This is a genomic window from Paenibacillus solani (assembly GCF_050475945.1).
GTDB lineage: Bacteria > Bacillota > Bacilli > Paenibacillales > Paenibacillaceae > Paenibacillus_AQ > Paenibacillus_AQ solani_A.
Genome location: NZ_JBCMXJ010000021.1, coordinates 77,712 through 101,756 on the forward strand (window position 1 = coordinate 77,712; position 24,045 = coordinate 101,756).

17 protein-coding genes are annotated in these 24,045 nt (G+C 46.8%); 2 read left to right on the top strand and 15 right to left on the bottom strand.

Annotation, left to right across the window (positions count from 1 at the left end):
- Positions 1-85: 85 nt before the first annotated feature.
- From ABEQ74_RS26350 to ABEQ74_RS26385, 8 genes are all read right to left on the bottom strand, one after another.
- Positions 86-1,066 carry a hypothetical protein gene (locus ABEQ74_RS26350; RefSeq protein WP_430125196.1) on the bottom strand — a complete coding sequence of 327 codons (981 nt, stop codon included), beginning with the start codon at positions 1,064-1,066 and terminating at the stop codon, positions 86-88.
- Between the two features lie 230 nt (positions 1,067-1,296).
- The gene (locus tag ABEQ74_RS26355) at positions 1,297-2,796 is read right to left on the bottom strand and encodes a malate:quinone oxidoreductase (RefSeq protein ID WP_430125197.1); all 1,500 of its coding nucleotides are present in this window, start codon (positions 2,794-2,796) and stop codon (positions 1,297-1,299) included.
- Between the two features lie 368 nt (positions 2,797-3,164).
- On the bottom strand, positions 3,165-3,797 hold the full coding sequence (locus ABEQ74_RS26360) for a spore coat protein (protein WP_430125198.1): 633 nt from the start codon (positions 3,795-3,797) through the stop codon (positions 3,165-3,167).
- A gap of 528 nt (positions 3,798-4,325) precedes the next feature.
- Complete coding sequence (locus ABEQ74_RS26365) at positions 4,326-4,769, bottom strand: SMI1/KNR4 family protein (protein WP_430125199.1); 444 nt, start codon at positions 4,767-4,769, stop codon at positions 4,326-4,328.
- Between the two features lie 251 nt (positions 4,770-5,020).
- Positions 5,021-7,219 (bottom strand): heavy metal translocating P-type ATPase, encoded by a 2,199-nt coding sequence (locus tag ABEQ74_RS26370; protein ID WP_430125200.1) that lies wholly within the window; start codon positions 7,217-7,219, stop codon positions 5,021-5,023.
- Positions 7,220-7,425: 206 nt separating this feature from the next.
- Positions 7,426-8,448 (bottom strand): serine hydrolase domain-containing protein, encoded by a 1,023-nt coding sequence (locus tag ABEQ74_RS26375; RefSeq protein ID WP_430125201.1) that lies wholly within the window; start codon positions 8,446-8,448, stop codon positions 7,426-7,428.
- A 59-nt stretch (positions 8,449-8,507) separates the two neighbouring features.
- Entirely contained in the window at positions 8,508-9,332 is an 825-nt protein-coding gene (locus tag ABEQ74_RS26380) for a MerR family transcriptional regulator (RefSeq protein WP_430125202.1), read from the bottom strand.
- A gap of 221 nt (positions 9,333-9,553) precedes the next feature.
- The gene (locus tag ABEQ74_RS26385; RefSeq protein ID WP_430125203.1) at positions 9,554-10,345 is read right to left on the bottom strand and encodes an alpha/beta fold hydrolase; all 792 of its coding nucleotides are present in this window, start codon (positions 10,343-10,345) and stop codon (positions 9,554-9,556) included.
- Positions 10,346-10,601: 256 nt separating this feature from the next.
- On the opposite strand from ABEQ74_RS26385, the gene ABEQ74_RS26390 reads away from it, so the two are divergent.
- On the top strand, positions 10,602-12,647 hold the full coding sequence (locus ABEQ74_RS26390; RefSeq protein WP_430125204.1) for a serine hydrolase: 2,046 nt from the start codon (positions 10,602-10,604) through the stop codon (positions 12,645-12,647).
- A gap of 103 nt (positions 12,648-12,750) precedes the next feature.
- On the opposite strand, the gene ABEQ74_RS26395 is transcribed toward ABEQ74_RS26390, so the two are convergent.
- From ABEQ74_RS26395 to ABEQ74_RS26415, 5 genes are all read right to left on the bottom strand, one after another.
- Positions 12,751-13,716 carry a DUF4097 family beta strand repeat-containing protein gene (locus tag ABEQ74_RS26395; protein WP_430125205.1) on the bottom strand — a complete coding sequence of 322 codons (966 nt, stop codon included), beginning with the start codon at positions 13,714-13,716 and terminating at the stop codon, positions 12,751-12,753.
- A 263-nt stretch (positions 13,717-13,979) separates the two neighbouring features.
- A complete protein-coding gene (locus ABEQ74_RS26400) occupies positions 13,980-14,795 on the bottom strand; it encodes a ZIP family metal transporter (protein WP_430125206.1) in 816 nt (271 codons plus the stop codon).
- Positions 14,796-15,092: 297 nt separating this feature from the next.
- Entirely contained in the window at positions 15,093-15,743 is a 651-nt protein-coding gene (locus ABEQ74_RS26405; RefSeq protein ID WP_430125207.1) for a response regulator, read from the bottom strand.
- Positions 15,733-16,968 (bottom strand): sensor histidine kinase, encoded by a 1,236-nt coding sequence (locus tag ABEQ74_RS26410; RefSeq protein ID WP_430125208.1) that lies wholly within the window; start codon positions 16,966-16,968, stop codon positions 15,733-15,735. The genes ABEQ74_RS26405 and ABEQ74_RS26410 overlap by 11 nt, the downstream gene beginning before the upstream one ends.
- A gap of 160 nt (positions 16,969-17,128) precedes the next feature.
- Entirely contained in the window at positions 17,129-19,309 is a 2,181-nt protein-coding gene (locus tag ABEQ74_RS26415) for an MMPL family transporter (protein ID WP_430125209.1), read from the bottom strand.
- A 243-nt stretch (positions 19,310-19,552) separates the two neighbouring features.
- Between ABEQ74_RS26415 and ABEQ74_RS26420 the strand changes: the two genes are divergently transcribed.
- A complete protein-coding gene (locus ABEQ74_RS26420) occupies positions 19,553-20,116 on the top strand; it encodes an NAD(P)H-dependent oxidoreductase (protein ID WP_430125210.1) in 564 nt (187 codons plus the stop codon).
- Between the two features lie 74 nt (positions 20,117-20,190).
- Here the strand turns inward: ABEQ74_RS26420 and ABEQ74_RS26425 are convergent, their stop codons facing one another.
- Together ABEQ74_RS26425 and ABEQ74_RS26430 are read right to left on the bottom strand one after the other, a co-directional pair.
- The gene (locus ABEQ74_RS26425; RefSeq protein WP_430125211.1) at positions 20,191-20,562 is read right to left on the bottom strand and encodes a winged helix-turn-helix transcriptional regulator; all 372 of its coding nucleotides are present in this window, start codon (positions 20,560-20,562) and stop codon (positions 20,191-20,193) included.
- Positions 20,563-20,672: 110 nt separating this feature from the next.
- A complete protein-coding gene (locus tag ABEQ74_RS26430; RefSeq protein ID WP_430125212.1) occupies positions 20,673-23,864 on the bottom strand; it encodes a bifunctional cytochrome P450/NADPH--P450 reductase in 3,192 nt (1,063 codons plus the stop codon).
- Between the last annotated feature and the right edge of the window lie 181 nt (positions 23,865-24,045).

A 24,045-nucleotide genomic window follows, 5' to 3' on the forward strand; every position in this document is an offset into this window, starting at 1 on the left:
GAAGTTACCATTTTAGGTGATGTGTGCAATAAAAAAGGCTGCTGCCAAGCAGTAGCTCGGCGACAACCTAGTGACTGACTATATATTAGTTAAATATGCTGTCTGCAACATAATAGATCTTTTGTGTGTTTTTCTTGTTCACGGGATCTGTTACGATGGTGAAATACACATTTCCGTTCTTCGTTTGCACACCCTCAATTTCATGATTGCCCACATTCGTTATCTTCGCCAGCGTTTTATAAGCCCCTGAACTTGATATTAATGCGATTTGCGGGACTTCACCTTCTGCCCCGCCTGAAGTAAATATTTTTGATTGACCGAGGAGGTCAACTCCCTGGAATGATCCATTTGGTCTGATGATATCACTACCAGACTGCGTAAAGCTGGTGACCGCAGCGTTAACCGCTGCCGCGCTATCCATCCGCACCTGTTGGTTGCTATCCAGCAGCTTATTTAATGCAACGGTGTCGTAAATGGACCAAGTCACGGTTTTCTCAGCAGTTTGCACACGGAAGACCGTGTGGGTACTATTACCGCCCCCATCAACGCGGTAGGTTTCACCTAGCCGACTGCCCGTCTTATTCGCGTAATTCATATAGGTGAATCGTGGAAGAGCTGTATAGTCCACTGTCTTGCCTGCTGTGTATTGGAGTCTAGCGACTTGGAGGGACCAGTAATAATCGGTGGATGGATCAGCCTTGGAACTGAAATAAAAATAGTTGTTTCCGTTGTAGGTATACATATCGAGTGTTTGGCAATGCCCCGTATTCGTAACAGTCATCTCATCAACATATGTAGCGTCCTTTCCGTTAATGAGTAATCGGGAAAGATAACAGTTTCCCTTCGACCGCTGGGTAACGTAAATGTACTTATCCGCGATATAAGCCTTCTGCACCGCAACATTATGATTTAGTCCCTTGAGATTGTACGCGAGCGTAGCTGATGCATTAACCGTCTTCCCGGGCGTGGCCGCAAAAGCAGACAAGCCTGACATGCCAAACAAGAGTATAGCGAGCGACAATGAAGTCAGAACTCTCAATGATTGGTTTAATTTAAATCGAAACATAAACAAACCTCCATCCATTAAAATAAGTGTATTGCACAACCCGAATCCAGATAACGGGCTTGCCCTGTCATATTCGTCGAGTATCTCCCCCTCTCTAAATCTACAGAAAAATTTCATTCAACATTACCCCATAACCTGATTTATGAATCATCATTCATATGAAATAAGAAAACCCATGATCCTTAAATGGATTCATGGGTTTGTAATGTATATGGAATGATAGCCAGAATCTAATGATAAACCAGTTCTTTGTTGCTGAGCCCAAGCGTTTGAGCAGTTTCGTTATAGATCTGTTGGAATAATTCAGGATTCTCGGCGAGCAAGACTCCATAAGAAGGAATCATTTCTTTTATTTTCGGCTCCCACTCTTTCATATGCTGCGGGAAGCATTTCTGCAAAACTTCCAGCATGACATGCACTGCAGTGGAAGCACCAGGCGAAGCGCCAAGCAGAGCAGCTACCGAGCCGTCAGAAGCACTGACCACTTCCGTACCGAACTGCAGCGTTCCCCGACCAGCATCGGTATCTTTTATGACTTGCACGCGTTGACCAGCAACCACGATGTCCCAATCTTCACTCTTGGCATTTGGAATGAATTCTCGCAATTCTTCCATCCGCTTCTCATTCGAGAGCATGACCTGCTGGATCAGATATTTGGTGAGAGCCATCTCTTTAACACCTGCGGCCAACATCGTGATCACATTGTTCGGTTTAACTGAACCAATCAAATCAAGATTCGAACCGGTTTTCAGGAACTTAGGCGAGAAGCCGGCGAATGGACCAAACAACAAAGATTTTTTGTTATCGATGTATCTGGTATCCAGATGCGGAACCGACATTGGAGGAGCTCCAACTTTGGCTTTGCCGTATACCTTAGCATGATGCTGTTCTACAACCTCTGGATTGTTACATACCAGGAACAGCCCGCTTACAGGGAAACCGCCGATATGCTTCGACTCCGGGATGCCTGTTTTCTGCAGCAATGGCAGACTTCCGCCGCCACCTCCGATAAATAGAAACTTTGCCGTATGATATTCGACGATCCCGGTATTCAGATTATGAACCTTGACTTGCCACAAGCCATCACTGGTGCGTTTAATATTCTTGACACTATGCTTGTAATTGATTTCGACGTCATTGCTCTTCAAGTGTTCAAATAACATACGCGTTAAAGCGCCAAAGTTAACGTCCGTTCCGGAGTCGATTTTGGTTGCGGCGATTGGTTCACTTGAAGTACGGCCGTCCATAATTAGCGGAATCCATTCCTCTAATTTATCGACCTCATCGGAGAATTCCATGCCTTGAAATAAAGGATTAGTTGACAGCGCTTCAAAACGCTTTTTCAAAAAGGCTACATTCTTATCGCCTTGAACGAGACTCATATGAGGTATGGGCATAATGAAATCCTGCGGATTTCGGATCAGATTACGTTTCACAAGGTAGGACCAGAATTGCCTTGAAAGCTGGAACTGCTCATTGATATTGATGGCTTTACTGATATCTATAGATCCATCGGGTTTCTCGGAAGTATAGTTGAGTTCGCATAATGCGGCATGGCCAGTTCCTGCGTTATTCCATTCGTTAGAGCTTTCTTCTCCTGCGCTTCCGAGCTTCTCAAACACTTTGATATCCCATTCAGGTACCAATTCTTTCAGTATAGATCCTAATGTAGCGCTCATGACTCCGGCACCAATCAAGATTACATCCGTTTTATTGTCCACGTTGCTCATGATAACCTTCCTTATCTCATATATTTGAAAAAAAGGCAGGCGCTTTTTGCTTAATGTCATTAATAAAGCAAGGCGTCTCCTGAAATCACATGGTCATTTGTGTCAATTCCAACCATATTATAGTTTATAATATATATTCAAAGTTGAAAATACCTACTATCATCTAATCATTATAAACCATTTGACACATGTAACATAGTGTGAAGTTTCTCACAAGCTTACAGATACAGCGCCTGTTTTTCTGGAAACCAAAAAAACAGCCCATAGAGCGGACTGGTTTAACGGAGGTACGATGCGATTGTTAATCTAGCCTGTTAATGATCAAAAAAAGCGCCGCGTCCTTTAACAGACACGGCGCTTTTCTATTATTAATGTGTCATCTTCCCAGGCATTTGCGGCTGGATTACTGCGGCAGCATAGCTGTTCTGGATATGCTGCATGTCTTGCTGTGATAATTGTGGGACTTGATAGTAGCCATGTTTATTTTGATACAGAGAAATTTCGTAAGCCATCTCGATACAGTTCGGAAGGGAATCCGCAAGAACGCGACGCACCACTGGATTCGTCGATTCCATCGCAGCATTGGTTTTCATTGTGGCGCCTGACTTGACCGCGTTCAACATGCTGAGTGAGATACATTCATCAGTCAGTTCGGCTGCAGATTGCATCGGCTTTTTCGGTTGACTTGGTTTTACACCGTAAACAAAATCGTTTCCTTGTTTCATTTTATAGCTTTTCGTCGGTTGGGACGGATCCATCCCTGATTTGAAGCACTCCAAGGTAATGTTATATTCCTCTGTCATAAATTGCTTTTGACGCTGCAAGATATCCCGAAGCTCGGGGTCCTGTACATGCCCGCTCAGCATGGTATAGGTATCGATCGTATTGATAGCCCCGCTCAGCACCTCGTGCACATCAAACATTTCATGACCGCCATGATTCAGCTGCGGTGGAACCGTTCCTGTTTGCATATTCTGATGATTTTGTGGTTGTTGATTCATTTACACTAGCCTCCTATTTTCTTTGTTCTTCGCTTTTAAAGACACCGAATGATATCAACCGGCTTGAAATTTTTTCGCAATTCAACCTTATTATTCATTATGGGCGCTCAAAGTATTCAGGTGAATTTGTGAGCGAACGATATGCATAAGCCAAAACCCAACGAATAATACATGTACTTGAGTGTTATATGCAGAAATGTATATCTTCCCTTTCCGGTAATAAAAAGCAGCTTACGCCCGGTAAATGAACCAGTGGCAAGCTGCTTTTTGCCTATCAGTATATGATCCCTTCTGGTAAAATTCTTAGTCTCTGGGTCTTCCCCAACAGTGAGTTTCAAGGTCTCGGATACGCTGGAGGATCGCATTCGTGTTATACGACGGTGTGGATAAGCCATTATCCTTTGCACTTAGTTCCAAGAAGAGCAAACAATCTCCCTTCGCCAAGGGAGATTGTGCTGCGTATTCTTCTCGTACGAACTTGTTGATTCCGTTGTAGACCGCTGTATCACGCAACAACTTATGAATGTCTTACCATTCATAAAAATTGTCCTCGATGAGCGCCTCAAAGGAATCTGCCAAAAATTTGACCTCGCCTGTGTCGTGATAGCAGATAAATACTTTTTCCGTCTGATCGATGATAATCGGATCGCCGGAACCGTCGATTGAAATGACATAACTTGCTCGTAATTCATCTCCAAAAGGAAGCTCCTTACTTTGCTCACGGAAATCCAGCGTCAAATCAACGATTGTTTCATTTCCGATACTGGAACCATTAGAGAATGCGTGTATAGCAAGACCCACATAAGCTCCACCGAACATTCTTATGAAACGTAAATAGTCCTCATGAAACCTTACATTCAGTAACTGCTCTGCATGTGAGATTTCCTCTTGGGTTGCCGGACATCCTACCAGTGAGGCCCGATCCTCCCTTGACAGGAATTTCTGTAATCTTTCCAATAATGCTTCATTCATAGATAATTCGCTCCTTGCCAATGAATCAAACCATCTCAGGTTGAAGATCAAAACCGACAATGAATGTAACATACTGTAAGGTAAGCTTCATACCAATAAGGACCTCCCGCTAGCAGGTTTGGCTTTCCTTTCTCGCAACCTGTCTATTTTCCCTTATATGAGATATTTTAGCAGAACAGAAAGGCGGTGAGAATCTTAAGATTTCGCCATGTTCGTGACCACAGCGTCACGCCTTACTGGTGTTCAACCATTCAGCTGATTAAGCCCTTCTTGTCCGTTCTCTTCAGGCTGACCTGAAGTCTAAGCGCATTTGCAACGACGAGTACTGAGCTTGCCGCCATACCCATGCATGCAATACGCGGATCCAAATATCCGCAGGCTGCGAGCGGCACGGTAATCGTGTTATACAGCAGGGCGAAGAGCAGATTCTGATGAACATTCCGCATCGTATGGCGGCTCCAAGTATAGGCATCGATAATATTGCTCAGCCTGTTCCCGATCAGCACGATGTCTCCGGCTTGTTTAGCAGCATCCGTACCACCACCCATTGCCATCCCCACATCAGCCGCCGCAAGCGCTGCCGCATCGTTTATTCCATCGCCAACCATGGCGACGGATCTTCCTCGCTGCTGAAGCTCACGAATGAATGCCAGTTTGTCTTCAGGAAGCATGCCCGCACGCACTTGGTCAATCCCTGCATGGATAGCTACAGCTGCAGCTGCCGGCTCCTCATCCCCAGTTACCATCCATACCTCGGCTCTGCGTTGTAACGCCTGGACAACCTTCCTCGCGTCTTCCTTGAGTTCGTCAATCAGCACCAGCGTACCGATAAACTTACCGTTCACAGCGATATAAAGCCTCGTATAGCCGGGTTGATCTGCTTGAGCCTTCAAATGTATGCCTTGCTCCAGCAGCCATCTCCGGTTTCCAACAAGGACACGTTTTCCTGTTACATAACCCTCCATCCCTTTACCGGCCCACTCCCGAAAATCCTGTACTTCCGAATAGATGGATTGTTTGTCGCGAGCGGCTCGTACAATGGCTTGTGCGAGCGGATGAGCCGACCGGGAAGCTAGCGCAGCCGACATGGATAATATGTAAGCTTTATGACTGCCATCGGCTGGATGAATGGCCGTTACCTGGGGAGAGCCTTCTGTCAACGTGCCTGTCTTATCCAAGAGCACGATATCAGTTCTCCTTAGTTTCTCCAGAGAACCGCCGTCTTTAAAGAGTACACCTCTTTGGGCTGACGAACCCGTAGCGATCAGAATGGATACAGGCGTAGCCAAACCAAGCGCACAGGGACAGGCGATCAGCAGAACAGACAGTGCATGGCGCATGGCCGTTTCGGAAGCATCTGCAGCATGGGAGAACCATAGCCATCCAGCATAAGTGAGCGCTGCACAACCGATCATCAAAGGTACAAAATATGCCGCAATTCGATCAACGGTTCGCTGTATGGCCGGTTTACCCTGCTGCGCAGTCTCGATCAGCCCGATCATTTGGGATAAACGGGTGCCGGCATGATTCTTATCCACCACAATGTCCAAGCTGCCTACCAGACACTGCGTCCCTGCATAGACTCGATCCCCTCTTCCCTTGGCCACAGCTCTGCTTTCCCCTGTTAGCATGGATTCATCGGCATCCGCGATTCCCGACTGTACGTAACCATCCACGGAGATCCATTCGCCATGCTTCACCCGAATACGGTCCCCGATCTGCACCAGATCTGCTGTAATCCACTCTTCCCCGTGGATGCGTACGATTCGAACCCGCTGAACTTGAAGGGCATATAAGGCGCTAAGCTGTTTCAGCGCTCGACCCTTGGCCATCGTCTCAAGCCACTTGCCTAGTAAAACTGCCGTCATTACCATCGCGATTGTATCAAAATACAGCGTGGGATGAGTTAGGCTATGTCTCGATTCGAACATAACATAGTGGCTGTAAAAATAAGCAGCAGAGGTGCTTAACGCAACGAGAGTATCCATATTTGCTGTACGATGGATCAGTGCCTGGTAAGCACCATAATAGAAAGGATAACCTACGCCAAACTGAAGCAAAGTAGCGAGCACCCATTGGAAGACCGGCTCCATAAACAAGCTTGGCGTCCAATGTGCTGGCCAGAAGGGGATATGTGCCATCATCGCCCATATGAGCGGGACCGCTAAACAAGCAGCACTGATGAACCTCATGCGGTACGCATCAATCTCCGCTTTGTTCCCTTCCTTCGGATCAGACAGCCGAACGTGTGCGCCATAGCCAAGTTTTTCGATTTTCTCCAGGATTGACTTTAATCCAATCTGCTTCGGTTCATGATGTATGGTCGCTTGTGACAAGGCGAGACTGACATGAACTGACTGAATGCCTTCCACTTTTCGAAGAACTTTTTCGATTCGGGCTGCACAAGCTGTACATGTCATGCCCGTCACATGGATTTGATGCAGCTTCACCGAAGTTATCCCTCCTCTGCTTACCAGAGTTTTCGCTTGTCCCTACATTGTATGAACATGGGCGCTTAATCAGAATAATCAGGAGGATCTTCGGTGACAAGAAAGAAGCCGCTAGCTCAGCGGCTTCTTCTATATAGATATTACTATCTAGTGACATCAGTTTTTCGTTATCCAGTTGATACCTGAAGCATTACTGAAATCTTATGCTATTCAACGATTGCCGGGATGACATGTTCTTTGATCAAGGTCCACCGATCCTTCGGATTGACAGAAAATGCGGATGCTATCGCAACAACCATATCTTTTTCCGGAATGCAGCAGATGATATTGCCTCCATCGCCTATGGCCGAGTATGTAGATAGGCCGTCTTCTTCTCGCAACCACCACAGATAGCCATAATGGTTGGAGTTCATGGCCGTGGATTGGTCTATCCATTCCCCCGAAAGAATCGGTTGACTGTCCCATATGCCGCGGTTTAGATATAGAAATCCAAAACGAGCCATATCCTGAGGACTTAATGTAAGTCCCCACCCGCCAGTAGAATGGCCAGCCGGGTCTTTGACCCATCCCCTGACGTTTTTTCCGAATAACTCATCAAATCCGAATGAACCCATGTCATAATCCGGAATTTCGTTCATGCCAATTGGTTTGAATAAGCATGCGTTTGCGAAAGCGCGCGCACTTTGTCCGGTGCTGCGGGTAATGATGGCCGATAGAAGATGCGCCCCAGCGGTAGAATATTTAAATGCCCCCAATGTTCCTCCTTCTCCCAGCATATCCAGCGTATACTTTACCCAGTCCGATTGCATGCACAGCTGGTCTAGCGGCTCCTGCCAATCTTCAAATGGATAAGGCGCCGTCATCGTGAGAAGATGGCGTATCGTGATATCTCTTATTTGCCGGTGGGCAGTCTCTTGTCCATATTCGGGGAAAAAGTCCAGCACCTTCTGATCTGCATGTTGAATATAGCCTGAATCGATGGCGATGCCAATGAGGGCAGAGAGGACGCTCTTCGTGATCGATGCCACATGATATGTATCATTAGGACCATTCCCATGTGCATATTTTTCAAACGCGATGGATCCATTTCTTACAATGACCATTCCCTTAATATCTGGATATTCCGATTGGATCAATGATTCAAGCATCGCAAGCTTGCCTGCATCCATTCGCAGGCTCTCCGGGTCCAGGCTTTGCCATGCGGTCGTTGGCCAGTAGGTTCTTTTCATTGAAAATACCTCACAGATTTGTTTTTTAAAACCACAAGGTCGTATCGACAACAGTCCTTCTACTTCTTCGTCACAGGAAAGTACACCTCGGTAACCAGTTCATCAGCCGCAGATGTTTGATAGGGGTCCGTGACATACACCTCATACGGGGATTGTGTCAGCACATATTCCTCTTGTTCGATCCATTCCCTTAGTTTGGCATATACCGAAGTCAGGTTCGAATAGGAGCCCTTCAAGACAGACTTCGCACAGAGACCGCCGCATAATTCTCTTGTACCTTTGACTGCTTCCCTTACCGGAAGTGCAAACTCCGTATCATTGCCTGCAGGATTGAATTCCTCACTATGGTAAATCGTCATGGGCGTACCTGCCAAAGTCAGATTCTCCCTGGCTATCTGTTCATATAGCTTGCTGTAATACCTTCCGTATCCCTCTGCATATTCTTCTCTGCTCATCAATTGGCGCTCGTAGAGAATGTTCATAGACTCAGTTTCAACAAGCTGCACTTCGATCTCATCCAAATACGCCATCACATGGATCCCCTGCTCCAAGTTCACGATATCCTGATTCATCTGTACCAGCGTATCTTCATACCTCGTCAGCTTCTCTTGAATTTCCCTACGTTTGCGATGGAGGGCATAGCGAAGCTTCTCTTCGGATGGATCGGTCTCCCCGTTAATAATTTCTTTGATTTCTTCGAGTGAAAAATAATACGACTTCAATCGGTTGATATAAAGCATTTTCTTCAATTGATGGATGGAATAATACCTGTAGCCATTGTCCGGGTCGATCTGATCCGGATGGATTAATCCGATTTCATCATAATAACGAAGCGTCTTGGCGGACACTTCGCATATTTTGGAGAATTCTCCAATCGTGAGCACTGATTCACCTCTTTTCTGGTAACGACCTTTGTTCAAGACCACTATACATCTTGCCGTAAGGGCAAAGTCTACAGCTAATTTTAGAGATGCGATGAGAATCCCTGAGCGCACGGTGCGTGGTGCAGGGCATACATGGATGGCTGTCGGCCATAGTGCCCCAAAGGATAAACTCTCCAGCTCAGTCCATCGTATCTTGGGTTATGTAGACAATAAGCGGGACTCTATCTTCGAGATACATCCTCTGGAACGGTACCCGTGCCCAGCCAGTGATCAACTACCCGGTTAAACAGCCCCGGATCAGCAAGCGGTATGCCATGCCCGATACCAGAAAAGACGATTCTGTCGGCATGAACGCACAGCTTCTCAAGATCCTCCGCTGATTTCTTGAGACTTCCTCTCTCCTTCTCTCCTACCGTAATCAATAGTTTCGTCGTTGTTTCTTGAATTCTTGGAGAGACGGCATAGGACATATTCTCCTGGAGAACAGAAACTAACATCTCACGGGACATTTGCAGCGACTCAGCATAATATTGCTCGAAATGGCCGTCATCCACATAAAGCGTCTTGGCCTGCAGCCTGGAGAACCATCGGTAATGTATGAGCGGGTAAGTCATCCGAATGGAAGGCTCAATCCACTTGTACGCGGACGGCATCGGCCTCAACAGTGCGCTGTTTATGATTGCATAATCGATAAGACGCGGTTGTTGAGTTATCATCTCCACCAGAATCTGTGCCCCCAGCGAAAAGCCGAATACGACGATTTCTCTTCCGTCTGCCTTTGCCGATATCATCTCGTTGATGACCTCAGCTGTGCGGCTTATGGAAAAAGGCGGGGTGCCTGGACTGCGCCCATGACCGGGCAAATCGGGAATCAGACAATAATCATCCTTAAAATACGAGATTTGATGGTTCCACATCCAGCCGCTCACTCCACCGCCATGCAAAAATACAATCAGTCTCTCTGCCTCGCTGTTTCCGGTTTCCTTTATGTATAGATTGTTCAGTTTGATCATCCTCCTGATCCTGTTTTATGATTAATAAATATCATTAATAATTATTGGCATGAAATATAATTGCATCACGTTTCATTATAGTATAACAAACAAGTGGTTGGCTCCACGAGAAAGTTCTAACTTACCTAGACTTAAGTCGAGCCCTCCATTCCCCCTAGAGACCTGTGTAAATCTCCTTCTGCGGTCCGTTCTTCCCTCTCCTTCCATCGTCTACCATGAAATGGAAACCACTTGAGATTGAGAAGGAGAGGAACGCATGAAGTCAAATAAACAAAGCAAGTCAAGAACCATCTGTATCCTGGCAGCCTCTGCGCTGTCCGCCAGCCTGTTGGCTTATCCAGCCGATATGTATGCTGATACGGCAAAACCCACCACGGGGCAAACCGTAATCCAGCACATGGGAACACCGCTACTGAGCGCCAAAGAAGTCAAGGCATTCACCGATGCCTATTTTGCCAAGCCCGAGGTTTCAGACATGCTGGCTGGTGCACTGGTCGTAATTGTAAAAGATGACAAGGTGCTGCTCAATACCGGCTACGGCTATGCCGACCTGGAAACAAAGAAAAAGATAGATCCGGATCGAACCTTGTTCCGCATGGCCTCGATATCCAAGTCGATCACTGCAACAGCGATGATGCAGCTGGTTGAGGAAGGTAAAATCGATCTAAAACAGGATATTACGACCTATATGCCCGATATCAAAATCGTCAATAATACTGGCAAGCCCGTTACCGTAGAGCATTTATTAACTCATACGACCGGGTTTGATTATACTGACAGCAACCTCGTGCCCCCTCAGCTCCTACAGAACGATGAGGTACCGCTCGCCGACTTCCTTCGGGTCAATGCACCGACTGTGGTCCGCTCGCCAGGAGAAGTTTACCGCTATGATAATCTTGCCTCTTCCATGCAGGGCTATATTGTCGAGAAGGTATCGGGACACCCGTTTGAAGAATATGTAAAAACACATATTTTCGACACGCTACAAATGAAGCATGCTGCATTTCGAATGGATAACGACATCATCACGAATCTGGCTACAGGCTACAATATCCACCGCGAACCGATCAAACCATACCCCAATATACCTACAATCGCACCAGAGGGCGGCATGTTTGCCACCGGTACCGATATGGCCAATTTCATTACAGCTCACTTAAATAATGGCCAATTCGGGTCCTCCCGCATCCTGAAGGAAGAGACCATGCGCTTGATGCACCAAACTCATGTTGACGCAGCCGGCATTCCCTTGATGTCATACGGCTTCGAGTCGTTCTTGCACAGCAGCCACAATGGTCAGACCGTCATAGGCAAGGGAGGCGACTTAAACGGCTACCATTCCTGGCTGTGGCTGCTCCCCGACCAGAATGTTGGAGGCATGATCGTTGTAAACAGCGATGCTAGCATTCCAATCCGTGAAGACTTTTTCACCGCATTCATGAATTATTTCTATCCGAAGAAACAGGAACAGAAGAACAACTTTTCTCTCAATCAGGAACAGCTCAATAGCTTTGAAGGGTTCTATAGAAGTTTGAGGACACCAATAATAACGACACAAGTCAAGGCTATCCCAGGTGGGTTATCAGTCTTGGATGCTCAGGGTGAACATAAGCTCACGCCAGTGGGTCCTCTGCTCTTCGTTGATGAAAAGGGAACTCCGGCTGCGTTCAAGCAGGATGATACAGGTGAGATAGCTTATATGTATTACACAGCGATAGACAGCATGTCCGAGAAGCTGGCGGAACCCTCCGCATACAATGACGTTGCCGAAGAGAATCCATATGCCAAGGATATTTACTTTATATCATCTCTTAAGGCTTTCGGAGATCAAGAGTCGTCCACTTTCCGACCGGATGAACCGATCACGCGGGCTGAGTTTGTCAGTGTGATCAGTCGTCTGGCAGGCATCAAGCCAAATTCGAACGTAAGCACATTTAACGATCTGCAAGGGCACCCACTCGCCAGTTATGTGCAGAACGTGGTGGATATGGGCGCTGTCACCGGCACGCCAACCCAGAACTTCGAACCTGACCGGCCGATTACTCGCCAAGAAGCTGCGGCCATCATATGGCGGACGGCACACAATGTGCTAGGAGCAGAAGCCGTTCAAGCAAAATTGAGCTCGCAACCGGCCGTCTGGGCAGATGAAGCCGTTCAATTTATGGTCGGTGCCGGCTTGCATGGCCCTGATGTAACAATTGACGCGAACGGCGCCGCAGATTACCGGCCGTCCGATAAACTCCTGCGTAAGGAAGCTGCGGTGATCTATGCAAAACTGATTCAACAATCACTTGTTCGTTAATCTAATGGATTGTCATCTCCCCTTTTCTACCATACATGACGAAGAAGACACCCCGCACTGCGGGGTGTCTTCTTCTCATCTCATGCTATTATCGCCATTCCATTTATTCCAATCTGAAGTTTCCGGAGCCTGTGCGAACCTTCAGTAACGCATCTCCGCTTCCGAACGTTCCCTTCAGTTTGTTTCTGTCTTCGTTCTTTAACTCATATTGGATTCCATCCCACTCGATTCTCCCATTGCCGGAGCTTCCTTGATAATCAACCTTCAGGGAAGTTGGCTCTTGCTCTAAATCAATGGTCACATTGCCGCTGCCTACCTGCAGATCGGTATCATAAATCAAGCGCTCAGTTTCCAAACGAATGTTGCCCGAACCTGTCTTTCCTTGTACTGCTGACTCCCCGTCCTTCAGCTCAACATTGCCGCTTCCATTTTGAAAGCTCAGCGTAGTGGCATGATAACGTTCTGCCGATATATTGCCGGACCCAGATGTTAACTCCAAGGATTCGGCTTCTATATCTTCGATCTCAATCCGTCCACTGCTGGTATGCGCTGTTAGTGATCCAGCTTTCACATCTTGTATATCCATATTGCCGCTGGATAACTTTACTGAAACCGTGTCACCGCGTAATCCATCGATTTCAATATTACCGCTTCCGCTCTTGATTTCTGCAACCTTCCATTGCTTTTCCGGCAGCTCCACCGTTAACTCAAGATCCATAATACGAATTCCAAACTGAATTCCCTCAGGCATATCAATCCCGACTACCAGCGTATCGCCGTTTGTCTCGGCCTTTAATCTCACCTGATCTGCATTTGTCTTGCTTACTTTTCCGTCCAAGCGGACCTTAATCTCATCTGAGTTTCCTTTAATGATGGCAATATTGCTGCTTCCAGTGTCTACCTTCAACGCCTGGACATCATCCGCTGGCCATGTCTTCTCTTCATTGACTTTCTTCGATTCCCATGAAAATCCGAATTGAACATCCGAAAAAATGTTCCACGGATTCATCACAAGCAGCAGGAGCAGTACGCCGGCCACCACAATCCATACACCTGTTTTTTTCTTCATATCGAATCTCTCATTCCCTCCACGGTCCTTTTTAACTATCTCCCTAAATGCCAAATCTTTGAAGTCCAGAAATAGTATAGCATTCCTTAGGAAAATGAACATTGGTCCTGGGAATGAAATGGAAACCTCGACCTGAGACCAGTATGAATGGGCAGGGAGTATCACTCGTTCGTATAACAATTACATATGTATCCCCTGCTTGTAGTAAGCAGGTCTGAACGACAAAAAACAGCCAGTCCCCATCCGGCTGGCTGTTCTGCTCTTTATCCCAATGCTACATCGAGAATCATCATCAATACGAAACCAAACATGAGGCTCATGGAAGCCAAATCCTTATTACCTTTTTCTTGCGAGCTCGGAATTACCTCTTCAGCAACGACGAAGATCATGGCACCGGCCGCGAAGCTAAGTGCGTATGGCAGCATGGGTTCGATGAAGGTGACGGCTACAGCTCCAATGACAGCGGCAATCGGTTCAACCATCCCCGAGAACTGCCCATAGAAGAAACTTTTCCGCTGAGACATTCCGTCTCCTCGCAGTGGCATGGAAACCGCTACGCCTTCCGGAAAGTTCTGAATGCCGATCCCCAGAGCCAGCGTCAGAGCGCCCACCAGCGAAGCTTCGGTTCCTCCATTGGCCAGCGCACCGAACGCGATCCCGACCGCTAGTCCTTCAGGAATATTGTGGAGAGTAATGGCAAGTACCAGCAGCGTACTCCGTTTTCTTACTTTTGGATTGTATCCTTCTGCTCCTCCAATCGGAGAATTGGGATGAAGATGAGGCAATACCTTATCGATACCCCATATAAAAACCCCGCCTAATAAAAATCCGAAGGCTGCGGGAAACCAGTTCCCGATCGCATGGCCTTCCGACATTTCGATGGCTGGTGCCAATAAGGACCAGTAACTCGCCGCAATCATGACACCACCAGCAAAACCGAGCATACTATCCAGCAGGCGCTGATTTAAAGTTCTTGTCACAAACACAAGAGCCGCCCCTAATGCCGTCATTCCCCAAGTAAACAAGGTGGCTAGTAATGCTTGGATAATGGGATTGAAATTCATAAAGAAATCTACCATTATACAAGAACTCCTTTTAGTTAAAAAGTATGATACCGATACGCTCCTCTAATATGTGCCTTGCATAATTCTAGCCGTGATCTAGAGAGCGATCTAGTGTTTATGTACCCGCGAGAGTTCATTCTAATTACAGTCAGTGCAATTTATTATATCATAATATGACATTATGTTAGTATCGAAATACGGGGGCTATGAATTTATGGCAATCCGCATTAGCTTGGCAAGCAACCTTGTTTATGGGCTTACAATCATGGGAATTCTGTGCCTTGTGGTTTGTTCATGAGGTCCGCCATCATCCTATAACTGAACGATACCCCGTTCGACTGCAACAGCGACTGCTTGTGACCTGGAGTTTACTCCAAGTTTGTTATAAATGTTCGTCAAATGAGCTTTGACCGTACGCTCGGATATCCCCATATCGCCGGCTATTTCTTTGCTTCGATAACCGAGCGCAATGGCCCGTAGAACGATTCGCTCTTTCTCGGAGAGCACCGTTTGATCTGAAGACGAATCAAGTGCCTCTTCTCGTTTGTTCCTTGCAGCGAATACTCTTGCCATAATTTCAGGCTGCAGCAGCGTGTCGCCGCGAACCGCGGATTCTATCGTGCGGAATAAATGATCTCTGCCGGTATCTTTCAAGAGATATCCTTTGGCCCCCAATTCCAGTCCGCTTATCATCAGTTCATCTTCATTATATGTTGTCAATATAACGACAGGGATGTTGATGTTCCTTTTATTTAATTCCTCCATGGTCTCTAATCCGCTCATTTTAGGCATATTTAAGTCCATAAGAATGACGTCCGGGGTTAGCGACTCCAATAATCTCAGGACCTCCTCACCGTTTTCCGCTTCTCCGAGGACATGAAAATCATCATTCGTCTCAATAATGAATTTTAGCCCTTCCCTTACCACAAGATGATCATCGGCGATAAGCACGTTATATGTCATCAGGGCTCTCTCCCTTCTCATCAGATGTATCAATTTTAATTAAAGTTCCCCGAGGGATGTTGTTGGTTATAATAAACGATCCTCCCAAGATGCGAACTCGCTCCTTTATACCGATTAGTCCGTAATGCCCAGACATGGAGCCCTTTTGATTCGAAGTCATGCCTTTCCCATCATCTTTTATTTCAAGATTCATAATCTCGGCCTCTATGCGGATGTACAGCCAGACACGACTGGCTTCAGCATGACGGGCTACGTTGGTTAAACATTCGCCTATAATATAAAGTCCATGCTCCATCATCAACTTGGGGATGCTCCCATTTATGCTCATGTCAAGAAATACTTGAATATCGGTCGCATTTTGGAACCTCTCTATTTCGTCTCGAATGGCATCAGAGAAATCGACCGTCGCGAACGTTTTTGAACGAAGATTATCAATGGCCAATCTTGCTCCCGATAACGTTTTCTTTGCATGAATCATGGATTGCTGGACGATTTCTTGAGCTCGTTTAGAATTGCCTTTCGTCAAATGTGCGTCAACCGCATCCAGCTGCATGATGATACCAGCCAGACCTTGTGCCAGCGTATCATGCAAATCCCTGGCCATTCTTTGACGTTCGTTAGCCAATGTCAATTCCTCAACCTTGCGATGTGCACGCTCTAGATCTTCAAGAAAAGTTTGGGTGCGTTTCCGAGCATGAGCTTGCTTTAAAAATAAATCAGCAAAAGAAACGAAAATGACGGTCATCATTACGTACAAAATCGACATTAAAATCAACAATTCAAATTGTCCCATAATGAAGAAAGTCGATAGGAATAACACATAGTAGAAAACGGACAGCATGAGCATTTTGATTCTTTTAAAGTAGACCCCGACGCTTTGGCCAGTCAACACGGGATACATCCCGAGCAATAGCATGAAAGTTGCCTGATCCATGATAAGCGAACATCCCAGAATTATGAGACCTTGAATCATGAAATAGATCCAAGGATATTTTTCAGTTAGAGATGAGAAGTGCCAAATTAATGAGGCGTGAAGCAGCATCAATCCCGAAAAGAAGATCAAAGAAATAATCGACGGTTCCTGCAGAACCTGTACAATCACGGATATGAAATAAACGAAAAAAATCCATGTCATACTCGGGACTCTGGCATTAAACATGGCATCGGGTAAGTCGTTATCTCGATTTATTTGCGACCACCGCTTGAACTCGTTTCCCGTTTCCATGAGTTCTCCCCTTTCGTTCCCCCTATTATAACAACAATTACAATTTTCAATTGTATTTTCTATTATACCTTTTAGTAAACATGAAAAAATCGTACTTAAGGGCAGAGACCCTTATGTACGATCGGGCAATAATGTAATACAGATTTTAATTTTGAGCTCACTAGGCGATTTCTTTTTTGCTCTTCGTTCCTTTCTCCATGGACTCGCCTTCAACATCGATATTTGGTAATATGCGTCCAAGCCATTTCGGCAGATACCATGCCGAGCGGCCCATTAGGGTCATGACCGCTGGCACGATTGTCAGCCTTACGACAAATGCATCGAACAATATGCCGAAAGCTAATGCCAAACCCATTGATTTAATCATGACATCTTCGACGAAGATAAAACTTGCGAACACAGCAATCATGATGAGACCAGCGGCCGTTACAACGCCGCCGCTATTTTTAAGGCCGGACAGTACGGCATTTTTCGCATTTCCCGAATGGTTAAATTCTTCGCGCATGCGACTGACCAGAAACACTTCATAATCCATGGCCAAGCCGAATAGTATGCCTGCAGTCAGAATGGGCAAGAAGTTTAATACAGGACCGGCTGCAGGAATATCGAAAAACTTGGCCAGGTTACCGTCCTGAACGACAAAAACGACGAATCCGAGTGTTGCCGTAAGCGTAAGGAGATAACCTAGCACGGCTTTGATCGGAACTAAGACGGACCGGAATACCATCATAAGTAGAATCAAAGCCAGTCCCACAATCAGAGCTGCAAATCTGGGCAAAGCCTCATTTAATTTCTCAGATATATCGATATTCACAGCCGTTGTACCCGTAACCATAACCTCAACTTGATCCTGTTGCTTAATTTCGGCCGCCTTTTCACGGATGGAATGAACCAATTCGGTTGTTTTGTCACTTTTCGGATCGGTTCCAGGGATGATCGTTACCATAGCAACATTGCCCGTTGTGTTCGTGACCGGCGGAACTGCCATTGTCACATTCGGCAGCTCGCTTAGTTCCTTACCTACCTTAGCAAATGTCGCTTGCGCGTCGTCTGTTGACTCTGCTTTAAGAATAATAGCGAGCGGTCCGTTCATACCAGGCCCAAACCCTTCCGCCATCAAATCATAACCGCGCCGTTCCGTTGTTTCGGTTGATTTTGAACCTTTATCCGGAAGGCCCGTTTGCAAATGCAGTGCAGGCAGACTTATGGCTCCTAACAGCAAAATGCCTGCAAGTGCGATAGGTAATGGATACTTCGTTATCATTCGTCCCCAGCGATTCGATTGTTCAATGACTTTAGGGGGATCCTGAAAGGAAGCCGTTTTCGACTTCGGACGAATCCGTTCACCCGCAAATCCAAGAAGCGCAGGAACGACGAGGACGGAAATAACTACGGCCACAAGTACCGTGAATGCTCCCGCTACGCCCATTACCGTGATGAACGGAATTCCCGTTACGGATAATCCGGCAAGTGCTATAATAACCGTCAATCCGGCGAAAATAACAGCGCTGCCGGCGGTAGCATTTGCATGCGCAATGGACTCCTCAACACCTTTACCTTCCACAAGATTTTGTCTGTATCTTGAAATAATGAATAAGCCATAATCAATTCCGACGGCTAATCCAAGCATGATGGCAAGTATTAATGAGAACGACGCCATTTCGATAAAATTAGAAGCAATAATGACGGACATGACGCCTATTCCAAGTCCGATTACGGCTGTTAGTATAGGCAACCCGGCTGCGAGCAAGGATGTGAATGTAATGGCCAGGATCATAAATGCGGCAATAATGCCAATGATCTCGGAGATTCCTCCTATTTCAAGTTCGGAGAGTTCGACACTTCCTCCGAGTTCAGCCTGTAAGCCCTCTTTACGCGCATTCTCTACACTTTCCAACACGAGCTCTTTAGATGCATCCGTGACTTGCAAGGCCTCTGATTTGTACGTGATTACCGCATATCCAATCTCTTTTTTATAACTGATTGTACCTGCCTCGTATGGGCTGATGATCGATGCAATCTCAGAGTCTTTAGATATGGACTTAAGTGTCTTGGCGATCATTTTTTGCGTTGATTCCGATTCCAGCGTTTGACCGTCAGGAGCCTTGAAAATCACTTGAATCGTCCCGCCTTCAGTACCTTCTCCTTGTGAAAATTCTTCTTTCAATACTTTCATCGCTTCCTCGGATTTTGTGCCAGGAATGGTCATTTCACCGTTTAAATGAACTCCCATGCCGAGACCAACTGAAACGGCGATGATGAGAACCGCCAAACTTCCGAAAAAGACCTTCTTTCTGTTTCGAGCAGCTAAAATTCCAAGTTTATACAAAAATGCTGCCAAACGTAATCACCTTCCTCTATTAGCAAGAATAACTGTCATTATAACGTCCGTGCAGTAGTTTGAAATCGTACATAGGGGCACTCGCAGGATGTACTTTTGGGCATATAATGTCCGATTTATATAATTTTCAGTGATTTAACACTCACCTTTTGGTAAGTACCTGTACTAAAAGTGCATACTTACATAATTGCAGTTCGAACTTTATACTCTAGGAAATCAATCATGCTCAAGGAGGACAGATCATTGAAAACACTTGTTATCGTTACACACCCAAACCTGGAAACCTCGGTCATAAATAAGCGCTGGGTCGAGGAACTCCAAAAATATCCGGAGCGGTATACGGTTCACGAATTGCATAAGGTTTACCCAGACGGAAACATGGATGCACAACAAGAACAGCAGCTCATCGAATCACATGGCAATCTTATTTTACAATTTCCCATCTATTGGTTTAATTGCCCGCCGCTCCTCAAAAAATGGCTTGACGATGTTTTTGCTTATGGTTGGGCCTACGGTTCAAATGGAGGCGATAAATTAAAGAATCGAAAAGTGGCTTTAGCTGTATCCGCCGGCATAAAGAATGAAGATTATCGGGAAGACGGAAGGTATCGCTACACGCTTGCCCAGATCCTAACTCCTTTTGAAACAACCTTCCTCTACTGCGACGCAGATTATCGTTCGTTCTTTGCGTTTTACGGGCAGGAGGCTGCTCCTGGCGGGAACACGCCTGACATGGACCTATCGCCTCCTGATCGCGCACTGGATATAAGTGCACGAGATTATTTGAAGTTCATAGACAACCTATGATGAGTGACAGAATGAAACCGTTAAAAAAAGAAGTATTTCCTGGTTCAGGAAACACTTCTTTGGATAGAACAACCTCACACTTTCCGCTGTACAGCTTCCAGAGCCGGCAAACTGTTTTTCTCTCCCCATTCGCACATCATATGTAACACAGGAATGAGGGATAACCCGCGTTCTGATAAGGTGTATTCGACTTTTGGAGGGACCTGCGGATATTCCGTGCGAACGATTAACTGATCTGCCTCCAGCTCCTTTAACATGATGCTTAGTGTTTTAAAGGATATGGAATCAATGCTTCGCTTCAGTTCATTATGCCGCATCACCTTATTTTCAGCCAGCCAATACAAGATGATCATTTTATATTTACCGCCGATCAAGGATAATGTATAACCAAAGCCGGTATCTTGGGGTTTCACACCAGTCGGAACACAGGTTTCAGTTTCGAGCATAGGTCACACTCTCCTTCGAATCTTTTCCAATTATCATGTACTGACCATCTTACATAATAACCGTAGCAGATCGCAAGGAGATCTGAGAACGACAAATCACGGTGTCATGATTATAATCCGGCCCAAACGTCTTTGACATATTGTCCCGACGCCTCCAGCCCGGATAGCCAGGCGGCTGCTTGTTCCTCATTTACGTCATGTCGCTCCTGGTAAGCACGAATCAGCGTTTGTTCCACATCCGGTGCCATTCGTGAGCCATCACCGCAAATATACATTCGTGCTCCTGACTCCAGCAGGGATAGCAATAATTCGCCGTCTTGTGTCATTAAGTGCTGCACATAGCATTTATCTACGCCGTCGACCCTCGAAAACGCCGTGTGCAAAGTCACCAGACCTTCCCGCTCTGCCTGCTCAAATTCCTCGCGGTAAAGATAGTCATGTTCCGGATTCCGGCATCCGAAGTACAAGTGCGCAGCACCCAGCTCCTGACCAGCCTTCCGAAGTGCTTGTCTTGCCTGGATGAACCCTCTAAAGGGAGCCACGCCCGTACCCGGTCCGATCATAATGATTGGTGTTGCCGGATCTTGCGGCAGTGCAAAGCCCGACTCCGGCGTACGAACGAACATCAGAAGCTCAGCGCCTGGTTTCAATTGCTCCAAATAGTTGGAAGCCACACCTCTGTATTCCCCATGACCGCTCCATGCTTGTCCTCGAACCACACTGACCGTGATGCTTGCCGTATGGTGACTAACCTTCGGGGAACTGGAAATTGAATAATATCTTGGCTTCAGTGGTGGCAGAAGCTCAAGGAAACGTTCAAATGGCAGCTCGCACGCTTCGTATCGCTCGAGCAGGTCAAGCATGGTGATCCGTTTGGCCCGCACTTCAGACTGATAGGTCGCTTCCTCTAGCAGCGCTTGAAGCTCCTTGGCATGTGGCGGGCATACCGTATAGGCTGCCATTTCCCGAATCTGCGCTCTTGTGGCAGGCTCCTGCAGTTCCACGCTGCGGGACAGTAGGTCGTCCAAACGGACAGGAATGCCTGTCGGTAAATGTGCACTGCTTCTTCCTTCAGCAGACAGGATCAAGTTCGATCCGGCCTCCAGTGTGAATCTTCGAAGAACACGCTGCACCAGCTCCACCGGATTGATGGGGAGCACCCCCAGATGATCTCCTTCATGATAATCCGTTCCCTCGGGTAGCTCGATTTCGATATGCTGCGTGATCCTTCCGCTGTCCGTATGCTGCAGATTGCGTGTGTGAACCACATGTCCTGTAACAGCCTGGTAAGTTTCTGCCAGAGGCACGGCGGCGGCTCCTTGAACGAACTGGATAGACACGCTACTTCGTTTCGGCTCTTTGACAGAAGTCATCGGCAGTCCTAGGGATTGCATCAGATCCGGCCATAAATGCTCGGTCCATTCATCGACTTCACGCTCAAAATCGCCGCTGGCATCACTCTCACCACGCATGAGCAAACGCTTGGCCCCTTTGGCAGCAAGCTGTTCGTCTATCAAGCGGGGAATCCGCTGATAAGTGCTGGACCAATTGTGATCCCCGCAGCCGAATACGGCATATTTCACACCCTGGATTTCCGATGCCTCGGCTTTTTCCAGCCATTCTGTAAACGCTCTTGCATTGGAAGGCGGCTGTCCGTTGTATGAGGCGCTGACTATAATAACGACGCCCTCTTTCGGTAGCTTTCCGGCATAATCATCCAATGTGCCTACCTGGCTGTCGAACCCTTGCTGCATCGCAGCATCTGCGACCTCGCGGGCAATTCCCTCAGCCGTACCGAGATTGGATCCGTATAAAGCGAGCAGCGGCGTATGATGGGCATTCGCCACAGCCGTATCAGCCGCCGCGGAGTTTGCCTTCTTCTCCGAATCGGATGACGGCGCCTTGCCTCCTCCAGGGACCAAGAGTGCTGTTCCCTCTTGACGGTTTCGAACTTGTATATGGAATCCTTCCGGTTTTAAAGTGAGGGTTTCCTTAACCTTCAGATCATACGGCGGATTATCAATCAAATCAAAATATTTGAGAACCAAGCCAAGCACCAAGGTCGCCTCCTGCAGGGCAAACTGCTGTCCGATGCATGCTCGCTGTCCGTTACCAAAAGGCTTGTAAGCATCATGTGGTACCTTGCTGGGATCTTCAAAGCGTTCCGGTCTGAACGTCTCCACATCGTCTCCCCACACACGGGTGTCTCTATGCAGTCCAGGAATCAGAACCGTTACACTATCGCCCTTCTTGATCGGAACATTTCCACCAATTAGCGTATCCTCCTTAGCATACAGCGAGAACGCAGGTGCAGTTGGCCATAATCGCAGTGACTCGTTCAGAACCATACGGACGTATTTGAGTTCCCGCACTTGGTTGTACGTTGGCACAGGATCTTTCAGAATGCGGTCCACCTCGCTTACCGCTTTTTGCAATTTATCCGGGTTTTTCATCAAGAAATAGATGGCAAAAGACAACAAACCGCTTGTCGTCTCATGCCCGGCGATCAGAAACGTAATCATCTGGTACCTTATATTCTCTTGATCCAGTCTCTCGCCTGTATCAGGATCAACGCCTTCCAGCATATGCGCAAGCAAGTCCCCTTCATCGCCGCCATGCTTCTTGCGGTCCTGAATGAGCTCATCAACAAGTGAGAACATACTCTGGACATCTTCCTGAAACTGCCGCTTCTTTTTGAGCATAAACATGTCTTGGATGCCCAGTCGGTGCAGCTGGTTCATACCTTCATCCAGAGCTCGCACCATGCTGTCGATAAACGGATGATTGTCTTCCCGGTAGAAGCTGTTAAACCGGTAATTAAATCCACACAGGCCGATGGTATCCAGCGTTAGCCGTGTCATGTCGGCAGGAACATCAACGGTTTCGTCGGGGTTGAGCCGGGCCCATTTCTGAATAAGCTGCATGGCGATATCTACCATTTTGGTGTGGTAGCCTTGCATCGCTCGCTGACTAAAGCTGGAGAGCAGAATATTATGTGCTTTTTTCCAGTTGGGCTCATGTGTGGCGCTCGTAAACAATCCGTCTCCTGCAAAAGGCCGTACATTCTGGAGCGGCGCCCAGACTCGTTTATCAAACCGCTTCTCATCACAAGCGTCTTTCACATATTCATAGCCGGATACATACAGCTCCTTACGTCCACCAGGATACTGAAACTGAAAGATTGGACCAAGTTCTGAAGCAACCTTCACAAGCGATTGGACCGGAGCTGCTGAATCCAGCAGCGGTAAATTGCCCAGCGGACCGTAGGTTTTAGGTTGAGGCACTGCCTTATTCTGTGTCATGATATCTCCCTCCATAATCCTATAATCTCTTTAAGTTTGTCCCCATTGGGACATCGTGGATCTCGATACAGAACCGATTGACCAATATCGTAATATGGTCATTTTTTGTTAAAAAAGGAGGATTCGACGCTACATCGTTCGTTTTCACTTACAATGGCTGTCTGATCCTATCTTAACCCTA